This window comes from Psychrobacter sp. TAE2020, from assembly GCF_018919485.1.
Taxonomy (GTDB): Bacteria; Pseudomonadota; Gammaproteobacteria; order Pseudomonadales; family Moraxellaceae; genus Psychrobacter.
In genome coordinates, this window is record NZ_JAHLMU010000001.1 from 1,828,430 (window position 1) to 1,853,924 (window position 25,495).

The window sequence follows — 25,495 nt, forward strand, 5'->3', positions numbered from 1 at the left end:
CTACGGTTAAAGACGACAAATTAGTTATAAATCCAGCGCTAAAAGTTATTCTTTAGCGCTGGATTTTTTTGTAAGCCTTTATTATTACTACAAAACCACGTATAATGCGCGCCTGTGTTAACCATTTGGGCTTTATGAGTCCGGTAACACAAAAAAGTGCTGTTAGTACAATAGTGGATTGGTCGCAAATCCATAGAGTTACTAGCAGATACTTCACTTATTCTTTATAGGATTATAACCATGAGCATTGACCATTTTGCAATAAACGCAGTTGATCGTTCTGCAGAACAACAAGGTAAAGGTGCGAGCCGCCGCCTACGTAAGCAGAATTTAGTTCCTGCAATCATTTATGGCGGTGGCGAAGAGCCAACTACCATTTCAATCAAAATCAATGAACTAGTAAAGTCGCTTGAATATGAAGCCTTCTTTTCACAGATTTTGACTATTACTCTTGATACAGGTAGTGAGCATCAAGTTGTTATCAAAGCATTACAGCGTCATCCAGCTAAAGGCTTTCCAATGCATGCTGACTTTCAGCGCATTGTAAAAGGTCAAAAAATCAACATGAACATCCCTGTTCATTTTGCAGGTCGTGAAGAAGCGCCTGGTACTAAAGCTGGTGGTATTCTATCAACGCTAGTTACTGATATCGAAATCGTTTGCTTACCATCACAGCTACCTGAATATCTAGAAATAGATGTATCTGCTATGGAAATTGGTGATCTTTTCCGTTTATCAGACATCAAATTGCCTGAAGGCGTTATCATCTTTGATCTCGACATGGAAGATGCACACGACCGTACTATCGTCAACATGCAGCCACCAACAGTTGAAGAAGTTGATGAAGACGCAGATGACGTTGATGCAGCTGAAGTTCCAGCTACTGAGCAAAGCGATAAAGCGGCTAGCGAAGATAAAGACGGCGAATAATAGAACTTATCTTCTCATATAGTATTTTGTTAAATACCCTATGACAGAAGTTAGTTGCGTTAGAAAACAGCAGGAGATAATTATCTCCTGCTGTTTTTGTAATTACGTTTTGAAAAACTAATTTTAACGTTACTTTTTCAAAACGTATGTCCTAAGCATAAGGTAATTCTCACCTTTCCTACTAATAGCTACACTGAGTATTGTTATGTCTATAAAGCTTATCGTTGGTCTTGGTAATCCCGGTCAAGAGTATATGTTCACTCGTCATAATGCTGGTTTCTGGTTTGTGCAACATTTGGCACAACAGTTCAATATCACTTTATCTGCTGACAAAAAATTCCATGGCGTTACTGGTCGTGGTCAGATTCACGGCTCTGATGTGCGCCTGTTGTTACCATTAACCTTTATGAATAAGTCTGGCCAGTCAGTAGTACCGATGGTGAATTTTTATAATATTGATAACGATCAGCTGCTAATCGCTCATGATGAGCTGGATATTCCTGCAGGTAGTATCAAGTTAAAAACGGATGGTGGTCATGGTGGTCATAATGGTTTACGTGATATTACCCCACATATTGGCAGTGATTTCCATCGTCTACGTGTAGGTATAGGTCATCCAGGACATAAGTCTAAAGTCAGTGGTCATGTACTCTCAAAGGCTTCGCCTAATGAGCAGATCGCTATCGATAGTGCTTTGACAGCCGCCTTTGAAGCATTACCATTATTATTAGAAGGTAAAATTGAGCGCGCACGCGAGCAAATTAATGGCTTTAAACTACCTGCTTGACACGGTATGATATGCCCTGTTTTAATAACCGCTATTTTTTAGACTTTCATTGACTGTCTAAGTTATGCAATGTTGCCATCTACTCTAGTATTTATGGTCAGTCAGTATAGCCAACTATTAAGTGCTAAGTGTGAGTGGTTATTGCACCGCTAACAGTGCCAGCTTAAGCTTTAATAGCAGCTTTAGCTTTAATTTATCAGTCATGTCCCCATTAACGCTGTAGTTAATCCGTTTATTAGCTGTCGTTAATCCATTTAATATCAGTTAGTTAATATCAGTTACACTAAGGAAGCAACTTATGCTACTTAACATGCTTAAATGCAAATTGCATCGCGCTCGTGTCACCCATGCCGAGTTACATTATGAAGGCTCGTGTGGTATTGATAGCGATTTATTAGATCTCGCCGGTTTGCGCGAAAACGAATCTATCGATATCTATAATGTCACTAATGGCAAACGCTTTCGCACTTATGTTATTCGTGCTGAAGCCGGTTCAGGTATCATCTCATTGAATGGTGCTGCTGCCCATATGGCCGATTTAGGCGATATCGTTATTATTTGCGCTTATGCTCATTTCGATGAAGTTGAAGCAGCTATTTATCAGCCAAAACTGGTTTATTGTAATGAAGATAATACCGTAAGAGATACTGCTAACATTATTCCGGTACAAGTCGCTTAACAGCGGTTATTATTTTAGGTAATTCTCGAATCATTATTTAAGTAGTTATTTGAGAGCGTTAAGCAGGTTTAAATTTAATACTTATTTAATAAGCCAAATGATATTTTTAGTTTATTAATTGCTTAAGTTTTTATTAGAGATGATGACTTGCGAGTGCCTAACGAGCGCGCATAAAAAAGCTGAATCTACATTTGATTCAGCTTTTTTTATGCCTTTTTATTGATCATGTTTTCTAGCACTTTTAATGTTAACCATGGGACATTTTGATCTGGTTAGCGATAGTTAAGCCGTTGCTAAGCCTATAATAAAGTTGTTATACCCTTTATTTATTTTTCTTACGGTTTCTAAAGCCGCTCCATAGGCCTTCTTGTGCTACTTTTGGCATTTTTAAGGTAATAGTATTAGATATCATATCTTGTACTGCTAAGCCACGACTGTTGAATAGACAAAAAATGTAGTTAAACATTAAGCCAAAGAACGCACCGAGTAACAATAACAGGCGCGATCCGCCTATTAAGCTACCAATTATGCCGCACAATAAAGGCATTAAACAAGCTGCCAAAATACGCTTAAAGGACTGTCCCCAAGTCAATAGATGACCGGTGTTATTAACCGTTTTAAGGCGCCAAGTCTGCATCCCTAGGGTTTGACCACCACGACGCCAAAACAGGCCGTAGAACCCTACTAGCGTTAGAATAAATGAGGGAGTCATAATAAAGTTCTGATACCAAGTTGGCAATGACTGCGCTTGCGCTGAGTCGGTACCTGTTTGCATAGTCAGTAAAGTACCAATAACTGTTAACACCGTGCCAACCAAGAACAGCAGCGCCAATATCAACATACCATCATAGACAATAGCTATGACCCGCTCAGAAGGTTTGGCGATGCTCGGCTCTTCAATTTCCGCAGGACGGTTAGCTTGCATTTTGCGCTTCAGCTTAGGTTTTGCAGTCGCTTTTGACATTTTTTGGCACTCTATAAGGTCTGAGTAGATGATGACTTAACGCTTGATTATCTATTGACTATTGTACCGCAATTGCACGGTTTAGCGTACTTTAACAGAGCTTAGCAAACCGCTAAGTATCTCAGTCATTATCTTACTGCGAGCATAAAACTGATATAAGACAAGTCGCTGTTCAATAACCTATGAAATCGACAGACATAAAAAAACCGCCAAAATGTCAGAAGACAGGCGATTGATTTAGGTATTGCTTTTAAAGCAGTGATAATGCAAATGGTGCGCCTGGAGAGATTCGAACTCCCGACCCCTTAGTTCGTAGCCAAGTGCTCTATCCAACTGAGCTACAGGCGCGTATTGCACATCATCTACTGCGCAGTGATTAACTTTTGCAGTAAATTAGGTTGGTCATTATATAGATAATACAGCGGATGTCAATCTAATTATAAGATATATGCTAAATTATTTTAATCTAGCGGTTATCATAAAAGCTAACATCGATAAACTATATTTTAAATCTAATTATAACCGAATAAATGGCGGTGAAGGAGGGATTCGAACCCTCGATACGCTTACACGTATGGTTCCTTAGCAGGGAACTGGTTTCAGCCACTCACCCACTTCACCGAACGAGATAAGACTTCTATGAGATAGAATACAGTATCGATGCTAATGATACGTCCTAGTCGTGGGCGAGTATTATAACAAAGCCGAAACGAAATGCAAGCCTTGGATGCCACTTTAATCAACCTTTTTGCATAATAACGGTTTATTACCGAATTTAAGGCTTTTAGCGCCGCTAAAATGGTGTTAATACCATCGAAATGTCATATTAGCCAGTTAATAATCCTAACTTTGAACCCTTAGTGAAATAACAGCAATTGCCTACTATGGCTTTTTAGCAGCAAGCTAGCTATAGTCACTAGCAGAAATTAAAAATCATTGAAGAAAAACAGAAGTCTTTAGTGGCCATAGAGACCTTTAGCGAAAACACAGGTCTTTAATCAAAAACAGAAGCTTTTAATGGAAATAGAAGCTTTTAGCGAAAAATAAACTATCATTACTAATAATAACTTATAAGGATAAGCTATGCGTCCGGTAGTATTGTGCTTTTCAGGATTAGATCCTTCAGGTGGGGCAGGATTACAAGCAGACATCGAAGCCATTGGTCAAGCAGGTGCTCATGCTTCCATTGCTTGTACGGCAATCACTGTGCAAAGCTCGCAACGAGTATTTAGCTTTCAGGCTTGTGCCGCAGATTTAGTAAAAGCCCAAGCTATAGCCGTGCTCGATGACCTGCCTGTTAGCGTTATCAAGTCAGGTATGCTTGGTACTACAGACAATATCGCTATGTTAACTGATATGTTTGCTCAAGGGCTTATTGATCAAGGCACGCCTTTTGTCTTAGATCCAGTATTAGTTGCTAATAGTGGCGGTAGCTTAGGCGATGAGCGCACTTTGGTAGCTGCATTCAGAAAACTGCTACCTTATGCTACTTTGCTGACCCCAAACACTCATGAACTGCGTGCTTTGAGCGGAGAACAAGACTTGCATACTGGTGCGCAAAAGCTGTGCGCTCAAGGTACTCAGGCGGTACTAGTAAAAACCTCGCACGACTTCGATAGCGGTGATATTGAGCAGTATCTGTATCTGCAAGGTGAAATGGTATATAAAAGCACCTTAGCACGCCTACCAGGTGAGTTTCATGGCTCTGGTTGCTCACTAGCCAGCTTTATCGCTGGACGCCTAGCTAAGGGTGACGAGCTGATTGATGCGGTTAAGGCGGCTGACCAATGGATCAGTCAAACCTTGAGTCAGGCAGACGCTCCACACCCTGATGATGCTAGTGCTCAGCTGATACCTAATCGCTTTGTAACTAATATATTCGATACCAAATAAAAGAACTGCCTCACTTTATGAGGTGAGACTGTGATAAGTTTTTCTAGTTTATTGTGCGTATGCCGCCAAAGGCTGCAAAAACTGATCTCAATCTCGCTGTATGGTTTTTATAATAAACTCACTATAACAGCTAGCGCTAGTATTACAGCTTGTTGAACCTACAATAGTAGACATTGCGGCTAGTGGATCAAAGCGTCACTCTAAAAATGCAGATCAAAGATAATGCGGCTGTTTGTTTATTATTTAACTCGTGTTTAGTTGGGATTTAGCTAGTATTAGTATTTAGCATTAAAAAAAGACGCCCTACTAATGAATAGAGCGTCTTTTTATTGACTGATACTAGCTGATTTTATGAGTTGCTCTTCGCCAGCTTAACCTAGCATCGGTAGCAAGCTGTTAGCTATAGCGCCAACCATAATCTCAATCAAATAGAAGGCAAAAAATGCCATGATTGGTGATAAGTCGAGCATCCCTAAGTTGGGAGTAATACGACGAAACGGCGCCAAGATTGGCTCTGCTAAGCGCATGATAATACCGATAATCGGGTGGGCTGACTGAGTAAACACTACAATCCAGCTGACGATAATAGAGCCTATAACTACGTAGCGACACATGCGCAAAAAGTCTAAAATTAGACTTAACGAGCCTTGGAAAAATAGCGGTATAGGTGCAATGCCTTTATTAGCGAGCGCCGCCTTGCCAGCGATGTCAATTAAGCGAATAAGAAACATCAACACTATAGCGGCAATACTAATACGCCCTTGACCTACAGTTGGAAAAATCCGTCCAAACACATCGACGATATGCGTAGCTTTATAGGCGGGGCTAATCATCGGCTCGCTAGCATCCATTCCAGCAAACTGCAGCATAAAGCGAATAAACACCAATAGCATCGCAAAGGTGGTAATCAAATCAAAAATTTGTAATAACATATCGTTCATTAAGTGCTACTCGATTTGCCTATAGTAATAGAATTTGGACTAATAAGAGTTAGGGTATGTTAAACATTTACCAATAGTAAAGGCTACTATAGTCCGTACTAATGTAGTCAGTTTTAAATATAGCAGAGATTATGTGCTGCTATGACTGCTAATTTATATCACTGACTTAAAAAGCTTTCTAACTTGCTGAGCAGTTATGCTAAGGCATAAATTGCGAAAACCTCTAGCAGTTATAAACTACTTTTACTTTTTATCGTCGCTCTTCATCTCTTCGCTAAGTGCTTTGCTGCGATCGTAGCACGCTTGCATAGCCTCGCCTATTTGGCGACTAATGTCATTGTGTTGCATTGACTCAATCGCCGCTTGTGTAGTGCCCTTCGGTGACATTACTTTACGACGTAACGCAGCAGGACTGTCGTCACTACCGATAGCCATAGTTGCTGCCCCTAACACGGTTTGCATGGCTAACGCTGAGGCTTGCTCTCTATCTAGACCTAAAGCCACTGCGCCATCGATCATCGATTCAATAAAGTAAAACACATAAGCTGGTGCTGACCCTGCTACTGCAGTAACGGCATGCATCTGTTCCTCAGAATCAACCCACATTACTAACCCTGAAGCTTCCATCACTGCCGTTGCTAGCTGCTTTTGTTGGTCAGTAATATCGCTTGTAGCATAGAGACCAGTTGCGCCCATTTGTATCTTCGATGGGGTGTTGGGCATAGCGCGGACGATATTACTATAGCCACCTAACATCTCAGATAAAAGCTCAGTCGATAAGCCTGCTGCTACTGAAATAACTAATTGATGCTCTAAAGCGTCAGAAAACTCGCTAACCACATGCTGCATCATTTGTGGTTTGACTGCTAGTACCACTACGTCAGCATCGATAACTGCTGCTTTTGCATCTAGGCTAGCATCAACAGTATTCATTTGCTGCTTAGCGTATTGCTCACGAGTCTCAGCACTCGGTGCCGATACCGTAATAAGTTCAGGATTCATACCGCAGCCAATAAGACCACTGATTAGGGCCTGCGCCATATTGCCGCCACCGATAAAGCTTATTTTCTTATTAATTAACTTATTATTAATTGATGACATAAAACCTCCTAATAATTCTGCTCTATTAAAACCCTAACTGCCTGTTAGCATTGCTTTTTTCATAGACTACTTTTTATAATAAGCGCTAAATAGTATCGTTTAAACAGCACGGTTTGATAGAGCGTTTTTAGCAAGCAGGCGGTCTAAAATGAGGTCTAGTCTACCATACTGCCATTATTGGCGTTTGAAAAATTGGTGGTTAGCGCAGTGACTATCAGTTCATCCTAAAGGCGGAACATCGATAGGGTGACTAGAGAACAAATTGTGGCTCAAAAGTCTCACCATTAACCCTAGATACGGGCTAATAACAGACTAGTAGTAGCCATATAGTTAACAGTACAGGCAAGCACACTAGTAATTGAGGCATAGACAAGCTCATTGACGGCAGCATTTATAGCGTCAGTAACGGCAACCTAGAGCAAGACGCATTATTTTATAGCAAATAGAGCACTGCTAAATGCGCCATTGACTATCTTGGCAATCCATTGAGGGTCATTATTGCTTAAATTAAGTTTTGCATTATCTGCGGTCAACGGCCACTGCTCAAAGGGGGAGATTAGTAATAGCGGCAGCTCGTTGTCATCAGTTTTAGGCTCAGAGTTAACAGCTTTTAAATCTGTGACTTCTGAATTTAGACCTATAGTGCTCACTACTAGTAAACTGTCTCGCAACCAAACTGGAATAGCTAGCGTTTGATAAAGTTTTTTGCCAGACTGTGCTCGCGTAGCCCTTGACGTTTTTAACTTTTGTTGTCGACCTAACGGTGTTACTTTTAAGGTTAACTGATCAGTATCGTTGCTCATTAAAGGTGCCAACTCACTAGCTATAATCTTTAATTGCCAACGGTAAGCAGCATTTTCCCGCAAGGCTACCGTGAATGGCTGTAGCCTATCTTTAATAATAACTTGCTGTTGTACCAGCACTGGTAACGCTAGCCAATCAAGCCATGAGTGACTGAGTCGATATAACTGCTGACGGTAACGACGTACCCTGTAATGTTGGCGGTGTGCGTACCAATCCAGCTGAGTTTGGTGGTCATTATCATCACGTTGCACTAGCCTAGACACTTCATCTATTAGTTGCTTACTCGGCGGTAACGGCTCATCTTGCGCCAGCCAGTAATGCAGTAATTGCCGTTGCCGGTAGAGTGGTAATGCTTGTAATTGATCAATATCAACTACCCTCTGAGCTAAAGGATAATCAAGCTCGTCGATAGTAGTCTGTTGCCAATCTTGCACCGCTTGCGTGTTGACTGTTGCCTGCGCATCGCTAAGCAATTGCGCACTACGAACCATGTTTTCAATGACATTAGGGTTATAAGTTGCCAGAAGTGGCATGATATCTCGGCGCAAACTACTACGCACATTATCACCATTATCATTAGTTGGATCATCAATATAAGGCAGCTGCAAGCGCTCAGCATAGCTACTGATGTTGGCACGACGCACCGACAACCAAGGCCGCCATAAGACATTATGTCGCGCGCCTTGTGACTGCTCACGCCAAGCTTGCATAGCAGCTAGACCTTTTACCCCAGCGCCCTGCATCAAGCGCATCAATACGGTCTCAGCTTGATCATCAGCATGATGACCTAACAATAAAACGTCGCCTTGATTGATATGCTCAAGCATCACTTGATAACGGGCTTGCCGTGCTGCTTGCTCATCGCTACCAGTTACTTGCGCTAATAAAATAGTACAAGGCAGCTGTTGGACATGCGCCCATTTAGCAACATGCTTAGCCCAATGACTACTAGCTGACTGTAGATTGTGGTCGACATGCAGCAGCTGCGGCAAAAATGCTAACTTACCTTTCTGATAGAGCTGCAAACATAGCGCGGCTAAAACCAAAGAATCACGACCACCACTACAAGCCAGCCAAATACGCCGACCACGTAACTGTTCACGGTGTTCATCAACACTCGCCAATAAAGCATGTGCCAGCGCTGAACCTACTGGCGACTCTGCTACTATTGGCTTGATAGGATAAGGCTTAATGGCGCTATTGGTCATAGTTAGTCATGTCTAGTTAAAAGTGTCTATTGATGAATGTTCAACGAGTCTAATTATAAGCTAAAAATCAGCTACAAAAAAACGTGCTACTAATGAGCACGTTAATGATTGTTCGATAGTTAACCTCTAAAGCACTTTAAGCTGGTAGCATAACTTCTGAGTTAAAGGTTTTTAGCTTTTCATAACGCAGTTCAGTACGAGTATCAGCATCCATTGCTTGCAGTTCTTCTAACTGCTCAAGTAGCAATGATTTAAGGGCTTTCATCACGGGCTGTGGTTGTAAATGTGCGCCTTCCCCCTCATCGATGACGGCATCAATCAAGCCCATTTGATACAAGTTAATGGCGTTTAATTTTAGTGCCTCACTAGCATCTTGCGCTTTTTCAGCGGTTTTCCACAGAATAGCTGCACAGCCTTCAGGAGAGATAACTGAATAGATGCTGTTTTGCAGCATATTCACTTTATCACCAACACCTATAGCTAGCGCACCACCTGAACCCCCTTCACCAATGATAGTAACGATAATTGGTACTTTTAAACTGGAGAATACAGCGATGCTTTCAGCAATTGCTTGGGCTTGTCCACGCTCTTCAGCACCAATGCCAGGATAAGCTCCTTGTGTATCAACAAAGGTCATAACCGGCAAGTTAAAGCGCTCGGCCATTTTGACTAAGCGAATAACTTTGCGATAGCCTTCAGGATTAGCCATACCAAAATTGTGGGCGATACGCTCACGAGTACTACGACCACGATGCTGACCGATGACCATTACTGGCTTGCCATCCAAGCGTGCTAAGCCACCAATAATAGCTTTATCATCAGCAAAGGCACGATCACCGTGCAATGTGTCAAACTCAGTAAATAGCTGATTAACATAGTCCATAAATAATGGACGCTTGGCATGTCGTGCTATCTGAACGCTATCCCAGACGGTACTCATAGACTTATCCTTTTAGTCATTTTATAGTGTATTGTTTTATACAAGTTCTCAGTTATTGTGTATTTGAGTATATCCAAAGTACATCTGTAAACTCAACAAAACTATATTAGCACAGTTGCACTAAGTATAAAATTTACAAATAATTAAATAATAATTATCTTATTGCGACTAACAACCACTAGCTTAACATTGGCTAGTGAATCTTTAGTACTCAGTATTTATTCAGCTTGCGCTTGCGCTTCGATCACCGTAAGTTTGATGCCCCACTTAGCAAATTGCTCAATCTCAGCTTCGAGATCAGAGAATAAAAACGCATAGTGTTTTTTATCAGTGCTAACGGTGATTTGCCAGCAATTAGTATCAGTAATTACTAAACGCATGTTAGGGAGCTCATATTCACTACGACTATGATGAGCCAATACTGCAAGCCTGAGCAATAAACACAAATAGATCAGTTGATTGCCGCCAATAAGACAAATTTGCTCAAGCATATCACTTTTTAGCTTGCGTCTATGGCTGAGCATTAACTGCGCCATACGTTTTTGATCGACTTGTGAGAATCCAGGAATGTCTGAGTTTTCGAGTAGATAAGCGCTGTGCCGATGATAGTTGTTATGACTGATCGCCAAACCAATTTCATGCAGATAGGCCGCTCGTCTTAACAAATCAGCATCATCACTCGTCAACTGCAACTCATCTTTGACTTGTTTAAATAGATGACGGCTGGTTCTGACCACTTGCCGAGCTTGCTTTTTATCTACTGAATAGCGTTTATTGAGAGCCAGCACACTGCGATCACGTACATCCTCGCTAGCAAAACGCCCGAGCATGTCATACATCACCCCTTCACGTAACGCCCCATCAGAGTAAGCGATAGTATCGATACCTAGTACTTTCATAGCCGCACGCAATACTGCTACGCCTGCTGGAAAGACTGCTTTTCGATGCTCTTTAACCCCTTCTAGTTCAATGTCATTGACATCACCGATAGTGATTAGTAGCTTTTCCAGCTTTCTGACGCCTTTATAAGTGATACGCTCTTGTTCATCAGACCAGCCTTTAGATACCAACACATTACGCACTGCTTTTATGGTACCACTAGAACCAATAACACTATTCCAACCGGTCTTCTGATATTGACCGTTGATAGCCAGCATCTCTTTACGCGCGGCGGCAATGGCATTAGCAAAAGCTTTTTCAGTGATTTGACCATCAGCGAAGAACTTTTTGGTAAAAGCCACACAACCCATTTGTAAACTTTCAGTCAATAGCGGCTCAAAGCCTTTACCGATAATAAACTCTGTAGAGCCACCACCGATATCCATTACTAAGCGCTTGTCGCTACTAGCATTAGTGTGTGAGACCCCTAAATGAATGAGTCGTGCCTCTTCACGTCCAGCGATAATCTCGATAGGTTTTGGCAAGATCGCATTAGCACGCTTGATAAAGTCCTCAGCATTTTTGGCTTGGCGCAAGGCGTTAGTAGCGACAATACGAATACGCTCTGGCGGTACTGAGTCCAAGCGCGCGACAAAACGGCTCAGACACTCAAGACCACGGCGTTCAGCTGCTGCGTTTAAGATATTGTTCTCATCCAAACCGGCAGCCAACTGCACCTTTTCAGACATAGAAGTTACTTTGCGTACTTCGCCATGATCTAAGCGAGCTATCGCCAAATGAAAACTATTCGAGCCAATATCAATAGCGGCCATCAGTTCATTGTCGGCAAGTGGTTGGTTTGCAACAGATATATTGAGCATAGGAGAGGTTGTGGCCCTGTATTATGGGTGAGGTAATCGCTGAGGTTTGAGCATAGTAGCTTTTACATATTTTACATAGCTACAAATACGGATAGATTTTGCCATTAAAGCATTTATGCTAAACCCTGACAAGTAACAGGCGCTAGTTATTATTTGCTTACCGACAGACTAATAAAAATGGCCTAGGCAGTCGCTACTATTTACTGCTATTGCCCTAAAACCTTTAGTCCCTTTTAATAGATTAATATGACATAAATAACAATGACTTAGCTAGCTGATCTTATAGAGATATTTACAACGAATAGAGTGATTTTAGCATTAGCCTGATCTGAGTAAAAAAACCAACGTAGCACTAATAATCAGTCGCTATGTTGGCCTTTTTTAATGATTAACGCTCAAGTCAAAAACTAGCTTTTAGCCATTTCTGCAAATATCTCATCGGCCGCTCTGATAGAAGCCTCTAAGTCTTCAGTGCTATGTTTGATCGACATAAAGCCTGCTTCATAGGCAGAAGGCGCTAAGTAGATACCACGCTCCAGCATACCGTGGAAGAACGTATTAAAATGCTCCATATTACACTCAGTCACTTCATCAAAATTAAGCGGCGTTGCGGTAGCGCTGTCTTTGACAAAGAACATGCCAAACATACCGCCGAGCTTGTTAGTACGCAGATGGATACCATGTTTATCAGCAGCAGCTTGCATACCGTCTACTAAGTGTGCCACTTTCGCTGACAGCTCATCGTAGAAGCCAGCTACTGTTAAGTCTTCAAACATCGCAATACCAGCACGCATCGCTAGTGGATTACCTGATAAGGTACCGGCTTGATAGACGCCGCCCATTGGCGCGATGCATTCCATAATTTCACGCTTACCGCCAAAAGCGCCAACTGGCAAGCCTGCGCCAATGATTTTACCGAAACAAGTTAGGTCAGGCTGGATATTATAGTGGGCTTGCGCACCACCAAGACCTACTCGGAAGCCGGTCATTACTTCATCGAATACTAGTACCGCACCATGTTCAGTACACTGCTCACGCAAAGTGTCATGAAACTGTTGATCAGGGATGATCATGTTCATATTGCCAGCGATAGGCTCAACGATCACACAAGCAATAGTATCACCCCACTTCTCAAAACAATCTTTGATCGCTTGTGGATTATTGTATGGCAAGGTAATAGTATGCTTGGCAAAGTCTGCTGGTACCCCTTTTGAGGTTGGCTCACCAATATCAAGCATGCCTGAACCAGCTTTAACTAACAAACTGTCCGAATGACCATGATAACAGCCCTCAAACTTGACGATATTGTCACGACCAGTAAAGCCACGTGCTAGGCGAATCGCACTCATAGTCGCTTCAGTGCCAGAGCTAGTCATTCTTATCATCTCGACACTAGGCACGATCTCACAAATCTTATCGGCAACGGTAGTCTCAAATGGCGTTGGCGTACCGAAACTTAGACCATCTTCGGCGGCTTTTTTTACCGCATCGATAACTTTTGGATGCGCATGGCCTAAGATCATTGGTCCCCAAGAGCCGATATAATCAATGTAAGCATTATCTTCAGTGTCATATATCTTGCTACCACTAGCGCGATGCATAAATACTGGAGTGCCACCGACACCAGCAAAGGCTCGCACTGGCGAGTTTACACCACCAGGAATATGTTTGCGGGCTTGGGCGAAAAGCTGTTCGTTTTTAGTACTCATGACTATTATCCTTATTGCCTTTAATTATGGTTTTAACGGTTTATAGCGGTAAATTACTGTGCATTTTAAAAGCTCATCTCCAGTTATTCAATACGACTTACGTTGGTCATATAAAATCTAGAGATTGTGCTATATGTTTACCATTGTAAACTATCAACTCTAAAATCTCGTCATCGATAAGCTTTAAAAAACGTCCTATCAATGGGCCATTTTTTATCAATATCGCAGTGAGTTGTTGATGTTTATTTGACATTGACTTTATTTCTTCTCGGTTGTTTTTGCTAAGTTTTTTTGCTAATAGATAGCAAGGTAGTCTATAGTGAATTGACGTAATAAACTTTTGTTTATAATGGAGTCAAGAGATGATAGACACTACCACTAACCAAGCTACAGACACAGCAAGCCCTGCACCGATGAATAATCAAGAAGCTATCAAGATGATTAAAGCGCTTATCGACGGCATCAACCCCCTGTCTGATGAGCCTTTAGCTACTAATAGCTTATGCTTAAATAGCGATATACAACGCGCTTTACACGCTGCTATTCCGGCGCTTGAGAATATGATCAAAGCCGATATACGTAGAGCCAATCTGCCTGTTAACGCCGGTCAGCCTTGGACTGAAGAACAAGATCAGCAGCTGGCAGACGCTTTTGACAACGGTGATGCTATTACTACCTTAGAAGCACAACATCAACGTACTAGAGGTTCGATCAACTCAAGGCTTATCAAGCTAGGCAAAATCACCCCTTAAGCGCTTAGCAAAAATTATCTAATCAATAATCTTTGGCCAGTCCATACTTTAAGCCTTTTTAACTACTGATGACTTAAGTTTCATCGGGCCATAGTCATCAAGTTTACAGTCAATATCGTGACCGTCTGTAGCATCAGGCAACAGACGAATACTTTTTGCTTTAGTACCGACTTTGATCACTGTTGACGAGCCTTTTACTTTTAGGTCTTTGATTACCGTGACCGCATCGCCATTTTGTAACTCATTGCCGACCGCATCACGGATAACGGCATCTTGCTCAGTGGCTTGTACCGCATCGGTATCAGCCGCTGACCACTCATGGGCACACATTGGGCATACTAGTAGTGCACCGTCTTCATAAGTATATTCAGCGGCGCATTTTGGGCAATTTGGTAAACTCATGATATCCTCGTTTGCGGTTAAGATAGGCTATATTTTAGAGTCTTCATTGTAGCTCAACTCGCTATCTTTGACCAATCACCCCGCTTGTAAAATAGCTACTGAACCCTATTTAGTTCTTAACTATAGTGTTTTTTATGGCGCTGGTTTTTGTGGTACTCTTTTGGGTGCTAATTTGACAACCTCACTGCAACAACTGCTGCATAATAATTATATTTCTATAACATTACTTTTTCGATAATTTAACTCTTAAAATTAGGATAATAAAAATGAGTGACCCTAACAATCAGTCAAAATCACCTACCTTTAAACAGCTGACTATCAAAGGTGAAGACGCAGAAAAGTTCCTGCAAGGTCAACTAACTTGTGATGTGACTAAGCTCGGTCTTAGCTATCAAGCTGCCGCTATCGGCAACCTAAAAGGCCGTATTGAGTTTGGGATATGGATCAAGAAACAAGCAGAAAAGCATTACGATGTAGTGATCAGTGCCGATTGTGCCGAGTTTTTAGCTGCACATCTAAAAAAATACGGCGCGTTCTCCAAGTTTGAAACCAGCACTCCTGTCGATATCTACCCTTGTGTCCTCGATGATGAGCCAACTTTTAGTCATCAGGAGACTCATAATACAGTAGAGAACGTTAGCGCTTGGATGCAGTGTAGTATTGTCACTGGTAATTATTGGATAGTAGCCTCCACTCAAGGCGAGTTCCAACCACAAGAGTTGCGCCTACATCAGCGCGGCGGTATGGACTATGATAAAGGCTGTTATTTAGGTCAAGAAGTTATCGCTCGTATCTACTTTAAATCAGCGCCCAAGGCATTTTTACACTATGTAAAAGGCATAGGCGACGCCCCAGCAGCTGGTGAAAAGCTAGGTAAAGTACAAGTAGTCAATGCTATCCCCTGCGCAGATGGTTTTATCGCCTTAGTGGTTGCCCGTCCAGAGCAATTGGCTGAGAATGAATTAACAATCATCGACTTACCGCCTATCCTACAAGCAGATGTCGCTCGCCCCAAATAACACGGGTTGTACTAACAGTAGAGCCACTATAGAGAATTTTAGCTATGACACATATTGCGGTACTCGGAGCTGGCGTAGTGGGGATAACCACTGCTTGGTATCTACAAAAAGCTGGCTATAAAGTCACCGTTATCGAGCGTGAATCAGCAGCAGCTATGCAGACCTCATTTGCTAATGGTGGGCAGATATCGGTATCACATGCCACGCCATGGGCTAATCCTAGAGCACCAATGCAAGCGCTTAAGTCATTGTTTTCTGAGGATTCACCGCTATTGTACCGGCTGCGCGCTGATAAAGATCAGTTAAAATGGGCTATGCAGTTTTTGCAGGAGTGTCGTGCGGATAGAGCCGATGATAATCTAGTACAGATGGTGCGCTTAGGACTGTATTCACGGGCAACACTGCAACAGTTACGCCGCAATACTGACATCGAATACGAGCAGCAAACGCGTGGCATTATGCATTTTTATACTAGCCAAGCTGAATTCGATGCTGCTATTGCACCGACTGAACGCATGCAGGAGCTAGGCTGCGAGCGACATTTTATTGATATTAATAATGCGGCCAGTCTCGAGCCTGCGCTCTATCCTATCGCTCATAAGCTGGTTGGCGCTACTTATACTAGTCGTGATGAATCTGGTAATGCTCATCTTTTTACTCAGCGCTTGGCCGCGCGCTGTTTGGAAGCTGGCGTTACCTTTCTCTATAATACTGACATTCTGGCATTAAATAGCGACGCGCACTCTAGTCGTCCCCATATTCACAGTATTACTATCCGTCCCAAAGGTGAAAATGCTCAAACTTTTAGTGCCGATAGTCATGTCATAGCTCTTGGATGTCATAGTGTGGCTTTGCTGAAACCTCTAACGGTTCATCTGCCTATTTTTCCTGCTAAAGGTTATTCGGCCACTTATCAAGTCAATCCACGGGCGCCGCATTTAGCACCCTTTATAAGCTTGATTGACGATGAATATAAGCTAGTTATGTCGCGGCTTGGCGACAAGCTGCGCGTCGCTGGAACCGCAGAGTTTAATGGCTATAATATGGAGTTGAATAGCGTACGTTGTGCGGCTATCACTGAGCGAGTACGTTATCTGTTCCCCAAAGGTATCGTCGCCAATTCCGCCCAGTACTGGACTGGGCTACGGCCGATGACCCCATCAAACGTGCCGCTGATTGGGCGGGCACATTGTGGGCAAGTTCGCCATGGCAGTCAGAATGAATCCGCTACTTTTGATAATTTATGGCTCAATACTGGTCATGGTAGCCTTGGCTGGACTCACGCTTGTGGCTCGGCCAAAGCTATCAGTTTACTGATGCAAGGCGAAACCCCAGCCGTTAAGTTTGATTTTGTCGGTATAAAAAAGGCGTTGTAAGTCAGCGCCCTTATTAATTAAAGTAATTGAATTGATTAAAGTAATTAAAATAATAACGTGCAAGTACCTTTAGCTCGCAATACTAGCGCCTGATTGCTGTTGCTCAGTAGCTGACGAGGTAAAACTTTGTCCCTCCATAGCTGCTGGCTCAATGCTTTGTGGCTCAACGGCTTCTAGCTGCACAGGCACACCATTTACCGCCGCATTACCACTCAATTGATCGATCAAAGTATCATCAGTAAGATCGTTGACACTAACCCCTGCATGCGCTTGCGCGATCTTTTGTATGACGCCTTTGCGACTATGACCGAAGCCATGAGGGATGCTAACTACGCCTGGCATCAGCTCATTCGTCACTTCGGCGCTGAGCACCACGCTACCTACCCTAGAAGTCACTTTTACTAATTGTCCATCCTCGATACCTTGTTGAGCAGCCGTCTCAGGGTGCAACATTAAAGTACAGCGTGACTTACCTTTTACCAGTCGATGACTATTGTGCAGCCATGAGTTATTGCTACGGACATGGCGACGGCCTATCAATAATATTTGGCCGGCATCATACTGCTGCACCTTAGTCTGTACCCGCTTTAAATCCGCTAGATAAAAGTCAACGTTAAGGTCAATTAGCTTGTCTTTGTGCTTTAAAGCTTGGGGCAACATACTTTGCATAACCCCTAGATCGATACCATGCGGGTTTTTAAGAAGCTTCTTTAAAGTGAGGCCTTCATAAGGCCCACGTTTTAGACCTTGATCCAGTAAGAATTTCGGTCCTAAAGCCGCTATTAGCGAGCGCTCAATCTTAGTTTTGATAGGTGCTTTTTTATCTAAGCGTTTTGCCAACTCTAAATAGATCTGCCAGTCATGCTTAGCACTATTGTCCTTGGCAAATAATGCTGGTGAATATTTAGCGACGTTATGCACGGCAAAATTATTGAAGGTAACGTCGTAATGCTCACGTTCAAGTGGTGATACTGGCGGCAAGATAATATTGGCATGGCGGCTAGTTTCATTGACGTAGTAATCTATTGCTACCATGAACTCTAGCTGCTCTAGAGCCTTATCTAGCTTTGCACCATTAGGAGTACTCAATACTGGATTACCAGCAACGCTAATAAAGGCTTTTAGCTGTCCCTCACCTTCTACTAGCATCTCGTCGCTCATAGCGGCAACTGGATACTCGCCGTTAAAGTCTGGCAAGCTGCTCACTCGACTATGGCGCTTACCTAAATAGCCGGGGCCAGTATTATTGACTACATCAACTGCTGGATTAGGGAACATCAGACCGCCCACTTGATCTAAGCGGCCAGTGACTATATTGATCAGCATAATCAAATACTGACATAGCAAGCCAAACTCTTGTACCGAGACCCCCATACGACCGTAACAAACCGAGCTTTTAGCCTCACAAAACTCCGTTACTAAGCGCTTGATCTCAATGGCTGCAATCCCAGTAATACTAGCCACTGACTCCGCGCTATAGTCTTGAGCAAACGTCGCTATCCTTTTAATCTCAGGCGCTAGCGCAGCAGCTCTATTGTTATCAGCTGGTACTACATCAGCATAGCCTTGCCGATAGATTTCGTTGAGCATCGCTAATAGCAACAAAACATCAGTCGCTGGACGAATAAAGTGATGTTCACTAGCTATATCTGCGGTCTCAGTCCGCCTTGGATCGATCACTACTACTTTGCCATCGCGAGCTTTGATGTCTTTTAATTTTTGCCGCATGTTCGGTGCAGACATAATACTGCCGTTAGAAGCCAATGGATTGCCACCGATAATAAGCATGTATTGGGTTCGATTGACGTCAGGTACAGGAATACGCAGCATGTGACCAAACAGATGCATACTGACCACATGGTGGGGCAGCTGATCGATAGAAGTAGCCGAAAACCGACTGCGAGTTTTTACACTGTTTAACAGATGCTTGACTGTCAGCATGCCGCCCATATTATGCACATTGGGATTGCCTAAATAAATACCGACCGCATTTTGTCCATATTTTTTCTGCACTGATTGAATACCTTTGGCTACTTCGTCTAGTGCCTCAGTCCAGCTGATTGACTTCCAGCCATCGGCCGTTCTCTGAACAGGTTGGCGCAAGCGATCAGGGTCTTCATGCAAATCCTGTAGCGCTGTAGCCTTTGGACAGATATAACCCTCAGAAAAAGGATCATTGCTATCACCTTTAATCGACAATACCTTTTTGCCATCATGCTTAATTTCAATGCCACACATCGCTTCGCACAAAGTGCAAGTTCTAAAATGCGTTTGCTCGCTAACTATCGTTGATTTAGGCATAATCATGCTTCCTGTCTATTATTATTGGCTGGCCTTAGTTAGCTATCATTTTCAAGCAGATAAGTCCCTTTTTAAGCCCTATTATTATACTTTAAGGCTATAGCCATTTACTCGCTAAGTCTATTAGCAACTTTGTACTGAGGGTCATTATTTTCTATAGCCGATGCTAGCTAATAGTTAAAAATCAGCCAATTGAATTAGCATAAACTAATAGAAGCTATTCATTAGCTTGAGAAAGCATAGCCATACTTACTTGTTGCAGCAATAAGTGCTACTAGGGACAACACAAGTTATCTATGATCAACATAACTGCGCTTATGATTGCTGTTAAGCAACACTATAAACACTGATTATACAGACAAGGTAATATTTGACCTTTATATTAGTTGTTAACAGTTGGCCCGTAAATATGATGATTATTTATAATAACCAATTATAGTAATTACTAGGTTAGCTAGTTGGACTAATAGCATTAATAATTAAAACAAGGAATAAAACAATGAACGAACATACTTTGAAAGGCGAATGGAACCAAGTTAAAGGTAGTGTTAAGCAGAAGTGGGCTGATCTAACCGATGATGACCTATTGCATATTGAAGGTAGCCGCGATAAGCTGGTAGGTAGCGTACAAGAGCGTTATGGTCATTCAAAAGATGCTGCAGAGCGTGAAGTAGATGAGTGGCGTAGCGAACACAAATACTAATGGATATAAACAGTAATAAATAACGGATCAATAGTAATAGAATACTAAGCTAAATTACCTTCTGTTATTAATATAAAAACTGCATCATTTTATGATGCAGTTTTTTTTACTAGTAGCTATTATTAATAGCTTATAGTCAAGCTTGATTACTATCTTATAGCCAAGCTATAAGATAGTGCTCTTAACTAATTATTAGCTTAAAGGCGCAGAACATATTTACCTTAAGCCAGACACGATAAAACCGCATAACAAATTAATGTTATGCGGTTTTATCGTTAACTATCCATGTTACCTATCACCATTTTTATGACTGCATCCTTACAGAATAAAAATATAGGGCAATAGCTGAGCTTCCTGCTCGTTTGTTGCAACTGCTGTCAGCAAGTATCTGCTACCAGCATAGGTCATGTGTCCATGCTTCAATTACTATTATCGTCCTGATGCCAGTAACTGAATCATTGTCCTTAATACGGTAAACTCAATCCTTGAGTCACACTCCCTGATGCCGTGTATCTATAGTGCCTAATTGTTTCTCTATTGTTAAGTCGCATTAACGTCATTGCTTGTAAGCATATGCTTACAAAAATTTTAAACCATCACTATTATCGCTCTAAATAAGCATCTCACCTACCACGCCTATTAAGAATCCCAAGGTTGCACCCAGCGAAGTGAGATAATTATTATCTAACTTACTCTCAGGAATAATGTCTTGAATAAGCAAATATAAAATACCACCACTAGCGAAGATCATCAGATGAGCGGTCAAATTTGGATAAGGGCTTAATAGAAAATGGCCAATTAATGCAGAGATGATACCAAAAAAGCTCAGCAAGAAGAAAATAGCCAAAGTCTTTTTGACACTAAAGCCACTTTTCACTAAGTCACGAAACGAATTAAAAGCCTCAGGCAAATTTTGTAAGCCGATAAACACCGCTAACAGCAAGGCCATTTGCGGCTCAATAGCGAATACTGCACCCAAAGCAATAGACTCAGGAACGAAGTCCATCATCATCGCCAGTAACGTTGCCTGCTGACCACCCGAATTCGCTAAGCGCTTATCAATCAGCATAAATAATAGAGCCCCTACTGAGAACGATCCTATCACGCCCCATATGCTCAGCTCTTCCATGCCTTTAGGTACTAACACTAGAGCTAACGCCGACAATATTATTCCCGCACCAAAAGACATTAGCGTATGCACAATCTGGAATTTTGCTGGACTGTCTTCTATGTGGTGATCAAATAGGTTAGCTAACAGGCCCCCTATAAATACGGTTGCTCCGGCAAAGCCTGAAAAAAGAATAAGTTGTAGCAGCATCATTTACCTCTATTTTGTATTCACTAGCTTTTATTTCGATAAGCTAAATAATATTAGACTATCTCTTTAGTAAACTCGTTTGAATATTTTTAATTTTGAATCGCCTAAAAAACAGTCTCTGCCAGCATCGTATCGGTGCTGTGGTCGAATTATCAACGCGCCCTAGCCTTTTTTCCTTATTGTTACGGCCAAATCAGTTAGCGACAAAACAGCCGTTTGGCAAGGGCCATTCACTAAATGCTTAGCATTATTACGCAAGGCCTTGTATTAATTACAACTCGTTAACTTTTAAGACATCTACCCTCAAGTTTTGCGGACTACCATAGCTATGTAAGAAAATATTTCAAAGCATCTGCTAATTATAATAAGAGAAAAACATGATAAAAGCTAAAATTTTGCAAAATGTACTAGCGACAGGCCTTAGTATCGCCCTTTTGAGTACTGCTATCGGCGGTAGCGCTATAGCTAGTAACCACTATGAAAAAAACGATGCTCAACAAATCTATCGCGATGGTAATTTTGGCCAAATCAGTAACCGCCTGCGTCAAGACTTGCGTAATGCTGGCTATTACGTCATGGATATTCAGCCCGATGGCAATAATAGAATCAATGTTTATGCCAAAAAGAATAACCGACCGTATGAGCTTGTCTATAACTATCCTGGGCTAAAGTTAATCAGCTCTAAGCAAAAAGCTTGGTCTAATGTCTGGCAAAATAATAATAATCAAAACGGTAGTAACTATAAAAATAACAATGATCTTGAAACTAAAATAAAAAACGAATCACGTTACTCAGCTACCAAACAGCGGGCTATTAGAAAAATCAACGATATGGGCTATAAAGTCAAAGACATTGAGATTGATGAGCAAAATAATCGCGGAGTGTTTGAAGTTGATGCCAAACGTGGTGGGCAGGACTATGAAATAATACTTAGCTATCCTGATCTAAACGTAATCAAAATAGAAAAAGACTGATTTGACTTAACTATATCTTGCTAAGCTTAACTATATCTTACTAAGCTTAACTATATCTTACTAAGCTTAACTAGCTAGGGTCAGCAGCTGTTGTTATCGAAGTTTTGGCATCATTGTAGTGTTGATTCCTTTGGTCAAATAAGCCTATTTGTGGTTTTATTTGGCCGTTTTTCGTAGTATTGCCATTGGGCTAATTTAAATACCATCACTAGCACTGTTATAAATTTATCCATCTTTAGTGATAGTCACTTTTTCCCCTTGATACCTTAGTTGCTCAAAACTTATTTAAAGTAACTGCGCAATGAATAAACATTAGCTTCAATACTATTGATTTAACCTACTATTGACTTAACCTTTAGGATCGGAAATTTTATCATGAAAATTTTATCTCATTTCTCATTAAAGCATGTCATATCAGCTGGTCTCACTCTCGCTATATTAGGTACTGCTGTTGGTTGTACGGTTGTCGAACCCGGCTACGACAATCAGCCGGTATATCGCGGCAATAATAACTATCAAGATCGTAGCTTTAATAGCTTGAGTCAGCAGTTACGCCAAGATTTACGCCGAAACGGTTATCAGGTTATGGATATTAGGCCAGATAATTATCGTGGCAATCAAGCGATCTTGGTCCATGCTAAAAAGAATAACCAAGCTTATGAGTTACGCTATAGCCACCCTAATTTAAAGCTGATCAACTCAAGTAAAATAAACTGGTCTAATAACAGACGAGATAATGACTACCAAAGAAATAATAATCACAATAATAATAGATATAACAACAGAGACAATTATAAAAACAAAGATCAGCACAGAAACAACAATCGTTATGACCATAGATAATATTAGTAACACTCTGGCAATGACTAAAGTGCATAGGACGTTCATACCTATATTCTAGTCATTGCCATCATCTTTTGTAATGAAATATCCTGCGATAAAACCCCGTTCGATTAAACTTCATACGATAAAAAAATAATAAGGACACTCCATAATGAACGCTAAGCCTCTATTGAAAAGCGTTGCTGCTAGTAGCGTTATCGCTGCTTTATTAACAGTTACTACCGGTTGCGTTACCGAACCTGGTGGCTATAATGCTTATGGAGATATTTACCAAGATATCTATAAAGATACTAACTTGTATAAAAAACATAAGAAGACTATCGAAACAATCGATAAAGAGATCTATCGTCCTGGTATTGAGCAACGTGCCGCTAATATAGTCAGCAACATGGGCTATCGAGTCAAAGACGTTAACTATAAACAAGGTGACCGTACTATTAAAGTCAAAGCTGAGCGTAGTAATAAGGATTATAAAATCGAGCTAGGCTACCCTAATTACAATGTAATTAAGATTAAAGAAGATTAGTAGTGAGATATATTTAGCCAGCCCTACTGCCTTGTTAGGTACCTTTTTATACTAATGATACTAAAAGTCGGAAAAGTCATTTATTGATTTGTTCGGCTTTTTTAATGCTATTTTTTATAGCGGCTATCTTGGCAATAATAAATAATACTGCCATTAAAAATCTAATACTTCTAGTACATCATATGCGGGAATCTCATAAGGATGAGCCTTTTTTAGCGCTTGGATAACCTTAATAATAGCCAGCTTATCTACTACCATCTCCACTCGCCATTCGCTAACGCTCTCTAGGCTATCATGACTACCAATATGCGGTGTACTGCCAGCTAGGGGCATAAATTGACCACTGCCCTGCACTTGCCAGCAACACTGCTCATAATCGCCAATCTTACCGGCTCCAGCAGCAAACAGCGCCGACTTGACTTGCTCTAGCGCCTCATTAGGAACAAAAACCGTTAGCTTATACATAGATAGTCTCCTAAGCTCTTCCTACCATATAGTTTCAATAAGTAGCGCTAACTAAAATACGTTATATAAACTACCGTCAACCCCACCTTTTAAACTACAAGCATTTAGAAAAATCAGTATTTAAAAAGATAAGAATTAAAAAAAGTAAGTTTTAAAAAACAAGTATTTAGAAAATAAGCATTTAAGACTAATAATTTAAAAAATAAAAATCCCTAAAACCGTGCCAGCTAACTTTATAAAGCTGCTAAATAGAGCCGTCAACTCCTAGAGACTTTACTTATTAGGCTTTTACTTTTTAGATAAAGACCGATGATCGGTCCATACATAGCGCAATAGCCAGCCTTTGGCCTCGCCTGCATAGTCAATACCTATCCGTGGTCGCAATGATACTGGTGGCTGACAACCGTCCTCCTCTACCCAAAGCTCTGACTCAGGACTGATAGTTTTGCCATACAGGGCACGGTTAATCTGCAAACCCTTAGTTAGCTTACCTGGCCCTGCTAGCTGTTTGATATGAGTGAGTTGCTTGTCAGCACTAAGCTGCTGCTCGTCGACTAGCCGATCACTGTCATCACTTAAAAACCCAGCCCTTATCAGTACTGATTCCGCAGAGTCAGCAGGCCCAGTGATCAAGTTGAGCATATTATGTATCCCATAAGTCAGATAGACATAAAATAGACCACCTTGGCGATACATGATTTCAGATTTTTCTTTGCCCTTTGCCACGTGGGCTTGTACTGACCCATCAGCATCGCCTATATAAGCCTCAGTCTCAGAGATACGCATACGCAGAACCTTATGCTGACCATCACTATCGGTTAACTGACGGCATAATACCTTACCTACTAAGTCAGCAGCGACCACACAAGTTGGTCGAGCAAACCATGCTGGTAGTAATACCGATGCTTGAGAAGCTATTTCTTTAGTAGAGGCTGACTTGCAAGCTGACATCAATAAGGCCTTTTTATTATTTGGTAGAAGCTAACGGCTTATAAATTGTAAATTACAATGTAGCATAGAAAAATAACGCGCAAGTGCTGACAATGTTCACCCTGTGTTTAAACGATGTTTTGTATGTGCTTTACACTGCGGCAAGATAT

23 protein-coding genes and 2 tRNA genes are annotated in these 25,495 nt (G+C 41.5%); 11 read left to right on the top strand and 14 right to left on the bottom strand.

What is annotated here, in order from left to right:
* The first annotated feature begins 240 nt into the window (after nt 1–240).
* From KPY62_RS07400 to panD, 3 genes are all read left to right on the top strand, one after another.
* On the top strand, nt 241–930 hold the full coding sequence (locus tag KPY62_RS07400) for a 50S ribosomal protein L25/general stress protein Ctc (RefSeq protein ID WP_216581434.1): 690 nt from the start codon (nt 241–243) through the stop codon (nt 928–930).
* 205 nt (nt 931–1,135) lie between these two features.
* Entirely contained in the window at nt 1,136–1,717 is a 582-nt protein-coding gene (pth, locus tag KPY62_RS07405; protein ID WP_201621657.1) for an aminoacyl-tRNA hydrolase, read from the top strand.
* Nucleotides 1,718–2,015: 298 nt separating this feature from the next.
* Complete coding sequence (gene panD / locus KPY62_RS07410) at nt 2,016–2,396, top strand: aspartate 1-decarboxylase (RefSeq protein ID WP_216581435.1); 381 nt, start codon at nt 2,016–2,018, stop codon at nt 2,394–2,396.
* A 322-nt stretch (nt 2,397–2,718) separates the two neighbouring features.
* Here panD and KPY62_RS07415 read toward each other — a convergent pair whose 3' ends face one another.
* The 3 genes from KPY62_RS07415 to KPY62_RS07425 form a co-directional block, all read right to left on the bottom strand.
* On the bottom strand, nt 2,719–3,360 hold the full coding sequence (locus KPY62_RS07415) for an RDD family protein (protein ID WP_216581436.1): 642 nt from the start codon (nt 3,358–3,360) through the stop codon (nt 2,719–2,721).
* A 271-nt stretch (nt 3,361–3,631) separates the two neighbouring features.
* Nucleotides 3,632–3,708: transfer RNA gene (locus KPY62_RS07420), tRNA-Arg, on the bottom strand.
* Nucleotides 3,709–3,891: 183 nt separating this feature from the next.
* Nucleotides 3,892–3,981 (bottom strand) — tRNA-Ser (locus KPY62_RS07425).
* Nucleotides 3,982–4,443: 462 nt separating this feature from the next.
* Between KPY62_RS07425 and KPY62_RS07430 the strand changes: the two genes are divergently transcribed.
* On the top strand, nt 4,444–5,253 hold the full coding sequence (locus KPY62_RS07430; RefSeq protein WP_216581437.1) for a hydroxymethylpyrimidine/phosphomethylpyrimidine kinase: 810 nt from the start codon (nt 4,444–4,446) through the stop codon (nt 5,251–5,253).
* Between the two features lie 371 nt (nt 5,254–5,624).
* On the opposite strand, the gene KPY62_RS07435 is transcribed toward KPY62_RS07430, so the two are convergent.
* From KPY62_RS07435 to hemL, 6 genes are all read right to left on the bottom strand, one after another.
* Nucleotides 5,625–6,185, bottom strand: coding sequence for a YggT family protein (locus KPY62_RS07435; protein WP_228730612.1), 561 nt, complete (start codon nt 6,183–6,185; stop codon nt 5,625–5,627).
* Between the two features lie 252 nt (nt 6,186–6,437).
* The gene (gene proC / locus KPY62_RS07440; protein ID WP_216581439.1) at nt 6,438–7,295 is read right to left on the bottom strand and encodes a pyrroline-5-carboxylate reductase; all 858 of its coding nucleotides are present in this window, start codon (nt 7,293–7,295) and stop codon (nt 6,438–6,440) included.
* Nucleotides 7,296–7,723: 428 nt separating this feature from the next.
* Nucleotides 7,724–9,307 (bottom strand): tRNA lysidine(34) synthetase TilS, encoded by a 1,584-nt coding sequence (gene tilS, locus KPY62_RS07445; protein ID WP_216581440.1) that lies wholly within the window; start codon nt 9,305–9,307, stop codon nt 7,724–7,726.
* A 136-nt stretch (nt 9,308–9,443) separates the two neighbouring features.
* Nucleotides 9,444–10,247 (bottom strand): acetyl-CoA carboxylase carboxyltransferase subunit alpha, encoded by an 804-nt coding sequence (locus KPY62_RS07450; protein WP_216581441.1) that lies wholly within the window; start codon nt 10,245–10,247, stop codon nt 9,444–9,446.
* Nucleotides 10,248–10,465: 218 nt separating this feature from the next.
* Nucleotides 10,466–12,007 (bottom strand): exopolyphosphatase, encoded by a 1,542-nt coding sequence (gene ppx, locus KPY62_RS07455; RefSeq protein WP_216581442.1) that lies wholly within the window; start codon nt 12,005–12,007, stop codon nt 10,466–10,468.
* 407 nt (nt 12,008–12,414) lie between these two features.
* A complete protein-coding gene (gene hemL, locus KPY62_RS07460; protein WP_216581443.1) occupies nt 12,415–13,716 on the bottom strand; it encodes a glutamate-1-semialdehyde 2,1-aminomutase in 1,302 nt (433 codons plus the stop codon).
* Nucleotides 13,717–14,078: 362 nt separating this feature from the next.
* Between hemL and KPY62_RS07465 the strand changes: the two genes are divergently transcribed.
* Nucleotides 14,079–14,468, top strand: coding sequence for a hypothetical protein (locus KPY62_RS07465; RefSeq protein WP_216581444.1), 390 nt, complete (start codon nt 14,079–14,081; stop codon nt 14,466–14,468).
* A 48-nt stretch (nt 14,469–14,516) separates the two neighbouring features.
* Here the strand turns inward: KPY62_RS07465 and KPY62_RS07470 are convergent, their stop codons facing one another.
* Nucleotides 14,517–14,870, bottom strand: a complete 354-nt coding sequence (locus tag KPY62_RS07470) for a zinc ribbon domain-containing protein YjdM (RefSeq protein WP_228730613.1) — start codon at nt 14,868–14,870, stop codon at nt 14,517–14,519.
* A gap of 266 nt (nt 14,871–15,136) precedes the next feature.
* Here KPY62_RS07470 and KPY62_RS07475 point away from each other — a divergent pair, with 266 nt between their 5' ends.
* Nucleotides 15,137–15,889, top strand: a complete 753-nt coding sequence (locus KPY62_RS07475; protein ID WP_216581445.1) for a YgfZ/GcvT domain-containing protein — start codon at nt 15,137–15,139, stop codon at nt 15,887–15,889.
* A gap of 44 nt (nt 15,890–15,933) precedes the next feature.
* The gene (locus KPY62_RS07480) at nt 15,934–17,265 is read left to right on the top strand and encodes a D-amino acid dehydrogenase (RefSeq protein ID WP_216581446.1); all 1,332 of its coding nucleotides are present in this window, start codon (nt 15,934–15,936) and stop codon (nt 17,263–17,265) included.
* 69 nt (nt 17,266–17,334) lie between these two features.
* On the opposite strand, the gene KPY62_RS07485 is transcribed toward KPY62_RS07480, so the two are convergent.
* Nucleotides 17,335–19,566, bottom strand: coding sequence for a molybdopterin oxidoreductase family protein (locus tag KPY62_RS07485; RefSeq protein WP_228730614.1), 2,232 nt, complete (start codon nt 19,564–19,566; stop codon nt 17,335–17,337).
* Between the two features lie 499 nt (nt 19,567–20,065).
* On the opposite strand from KPY62_RS07485, the gene KPY62_RS07490 reads away from it, so the two are divergent.
* On the top strand, nt 20,066–20,269 hold the full coding sequence (locus KPY62_RS07490; protein WP_216581448.1) for a CsbD family protein: 204 nt from the start codon (nt 20,066–20,068) through the stop codon (nt 20,267–20,269).
* A gap of 610 nt (nt 20,270–20,879) precedes the next feature.
* Here KPY62_RS07490 and KPY62_RS07495 read toward each other — a convergent pair.
* Complete coding sequence (locus tag KPY62_RS07495; protein ID WP_228730615.1) at nt 20,880–21,590, bottom strand: ZIP family metal transporter; 711 nt, start codon at nt 21,588–21,590, stop codon at nt 20,880–20,882.
* Nucleotides 21,591–21,964: 374 nt separating this feature from the next.
* Here KPY62_RS07495 and KPY62_RS07500 point away from each other — a divergent pair, with 374 nt between their 5' ends.
* The 3 genes from KPY62_RS07500 (at nt 21,965) to KPY62_RS07510 (ending at nt 23,930) form a co-directional block, all read left to right on the top strand.
* On the top strand, nt 21,965–22,561 hold the full coding sequence (locus KPY62_RS07500; RefSeq protein WP_216581449.1) for a PepSY domain-containing protein: 597 nt from the start codon (nt 21,965–21,967) through the stop codon (nt 22,559–22,561).
* 375 nt (nt 22,562–22,936) lie between these two features.
* The gene (locus KPY62_RS07505; protein ID WP_216581450.1) at nt 22,937–23,404 is read left to right on the top strand and encodes a hypothetical protein; all 468 of its coding nucleotides are present in this window, start codon (nt 22,937–22,939) and stop codon (nt 23,402–23,404) included.
* Nucleotides 23,405–23,555: 151 nt separating this feature from the next.
* A complete protein-coding gene (locus KPY62_RS07510; protein ID WP_216581451.1) occupies nt 23,556–23,930 on the top strand; it encodes a hypothetical protein in 375 nt (124 codons plus the stop codon).
* Between the two features lie 153 nt (nt 23,931–24,083).
* Here the strand turns inward: KPY62_RS07510 and KPY62_RS07515 are convergent, their stop codons facing one another.
* Together KPY62_RS07515 and KPY62_RS07520 are read right to left on the bottom strand one after the other, a co-directional pair.
* A complete protein-coding gene (locus KPY62_RS07515) occupies nt 24,084–24,395 on the bottom strand; it encodes an NGG1p interacting factor NIF3 (RefSeq protein ID WP_216581452.1) in 312 nt (103 codons plus the stop codon).
* A gap of 288 nt (nt 24,396–24,683) precedes the next feature.
* Complete coding sequence (locus KPY62_RS07520) at nt 24,684–25,346, bottom strand: DNA-3-methyladenine glycosylase (protein ID WP_216581453.1); 663 nt, start codon at nt 25,344–25,346, stop codon at nt 24,684–24,686.
* Nucleotides 25,347–25,495 lie beyond the last annotated feature (149 nt).